Annotated in this window: 2 protein-coding genes; both read right to left on the minus strand. The window is 64.9% G+C overall.

Annotated elements, in window-relative coordinates; all coding sequences use genetic code 11:
- Positions 1 to 288 precede the first annotated feature (288 nt).
- Positions 289 to 1,494, minus strand: coding sequence for an ABC transporter permease (locus tag ABHR75_RS09795; protein WP_346964224.1), 1,206 nt, complete (start codon positions 1,492 to 1,494; stop codon positions 289 to 291).
- The coding region (locus ABHR75_RS09800; RefSeq protein WP_346964225.1) for an ABC transporter permease at positions 1,481 to 2,212 on the minus strand (732 nt) is incomplete at its 5' end. The genes ABHR75_RS09795 and ABHR75_RS09800, both read right to left, overlap by 14 nt.

Below are 2,212 nucleotides of genomic sequence, written 5' to 3' on the forward strand. Positions count from 1 at the left end.
CGGCCCGTTCTGGGCGCGCCTCAATCGTAGCCCGAGACGGGCCCGGGCTGACAATTTCGACTGTAATGGACGTTCTTAAATGACTAGTCGCAAGGGACACTCTTTCGCCGCCCGGCAGTTAGGGACGTTCCTTTCCTGCCGGCAGTTGGGGACAGTCCTTGGCAACCCAGCCGGCAAAACAGCCGATCGGCAAAGACTGTCCCCGATGGCTAGTCGTTTAAGTCTGTCCCAAATGACCACTCTTGGTCGTTTAAGTCTGTCCCCAATGAGTATCCGATGACTAGGTGGCTAGGCGCGGGATTTGGCGCGGGCGAGGGCGAGGCCTGCGGCGGCGATGGCCACGGCAAAGAGTGCCGTGACGCCCAGGTCGCAGGCGATGTCGCCCAGCACGGTAGACGTCAGGTCCGAGGCGAGCGCCTTGCCGATCGCGTCGTTCACCCAATACGTCGGCACAAAATGCGCCACGGTCTGCACGGCCGAGCCCATGAGCGACAGCGGCATCCAAGCGCCGCCCAAAAACGTCATGAGCATACCGAGCAGGTTACCCACACCGTTGAGCAACTCCTCGCGCGCACCCAGGCTCGACAGCGTAAAGCCAACGGCCAGGGGCGTGCACGCCAAGGCAAACGTCGCCGCCAGCGCCAGGCACACGCGGCCCACGCCGACCTCGGCGACCTCGCTGGCAAAGCCCACAACGCCCATCATGCTCGACACAAACCAAATACAGACGGTGAGCACGGCGGCGGCCGCAAACACGGCAAGCGAGCGCTGGCGCTCGGAGACCGGGCCGGCGTCCATGCGGCGAACGCGCTCGGGCTTGTTCATGCCCGAGAACACCAGGCCCACCGACACGATGACCGACGAGATAATCGCGTACGCGCCAAAGTTGAAGTACGACTCGAGCGTCGCGGCGGCGGTCGAGTCGACCTTGACCTGCTCGATCTGGACCTCGGCGCGTTTGGCGGCGGCGTACTCGGCGGCCTTGGCCACGTCGCCGTCAGAGGCAGCGGGCTCAAGCGCCGCCGCAGCACCCGCGAGCGAGATCCAGCGCGAGGCCTCGGCAGACGAAAGCGCCGCTGCCATGGTGCCGGCGCCGTAGGTCACATCGAGCTTGGGCAGAGACTCCCCCGCGCGGGCGGCTGTAACAAGGTCGCCCTCAAACCCCTCCGGGATAAAGAACACGCAGTCGGCGCTACCCTTGGCGCTGTTGCTCTTGGAGAGCGCGTCCGCAAGGTCGTAGGTGTCGTCGCCAACGCCCGTGACCAGCTCGAAGCGCGACCCCAGGTGCTTGGTAAGCGCCCGCGAAAGGTCGCTATTGTCGCGGTCGACCACGATCACGTTGGTGTCGTAGGGCTTGTACTCGGTAAGCTGCGACGAGTTCCAGCTCACCGAGGCCGCGATGAATACGCCCATGAGCGAGATGAACACCGTGTAGATAAGCAGGTAGAACGGGTGCGCCAGCGCCATGCGAAGCGCGGTCTTAAAGGTGCTCATAGCGGCTCCTTTCAAAGATCAGCGTGGCGACGGCGGCAAACACCAGGGCCATGAGGACCAGCGCGCCCGCGCGAACGGCAAAGGGACCCAGGTCCTCAAAGAAATACAGGCGGTTGAACATGTCGCAGATAAGCTTGACGGGGTTGAACCAGCACTCTGCCGGGCAGGCGCGGGCGACGTCGTCGGCAAGCGCCATCGCCGGCTCGCCGTAAAGGCCGGCGAACAGGGCGCACGTGGTGGCAAAGCCCGTGAGGATTCCGGACTTGGACGCCTTGCCGCCCTTAACGGAAAGCGTGCCCACAAAGAGCCCCAAGCCCGTGGCGGCAAGCGCGGAAGCGGCGCCGCCCACCAAACACAGTCCCTCGCGCCCGCCAAAGTCGACGCCCACGACCAGGCGCACGTAGCCGATCGCAATCGTCATCGAGGCAAAGGAAACCAGCCACGAGCCGACAAAGATGCCGGCTAGCGACGCCGTCTTGGAAAGGCCACCCACGCAGCGGCGCGCGCCAAGGCCCGACAGATTGGGCTGCAGGTCGACGACGCTCAAAGCGGCAAACTCGGCAGACATCATCGCGACCAGACCAAAGAGCGCGTAGTAGTAGATGACCGTACCATCGGGCGTGGTGCGTGTCAGACTTACGCGGCGGGTGCCACCCTCGAGCGACAGGGCGCGCGCAACCGCTTCCGGGTCGGCGAGCGCCGCCGGGTTGTCCTGAGC

Origin of the sequence: Collinsella aerofaciens (genome assembly GCF_039752955.1) — a bacterium.
Lineage (GTDB): Bacteria > Actinomycetota > Coriobacteriia > Coriobacteriales > Coriobacteriaceae > Collinsella > Collinsella aerofaciens_BI.

What these genes read in the sequence shown, in the direction of transcription:
- ABHR75_RS09795 (WP_346964224.1), bottom strand. Translation starts at nt 1,494, where the DNA reads ATGAGCACCTTTAAGACCGCGCTTCGCATGGCGCTGGCGCACCCGTTC.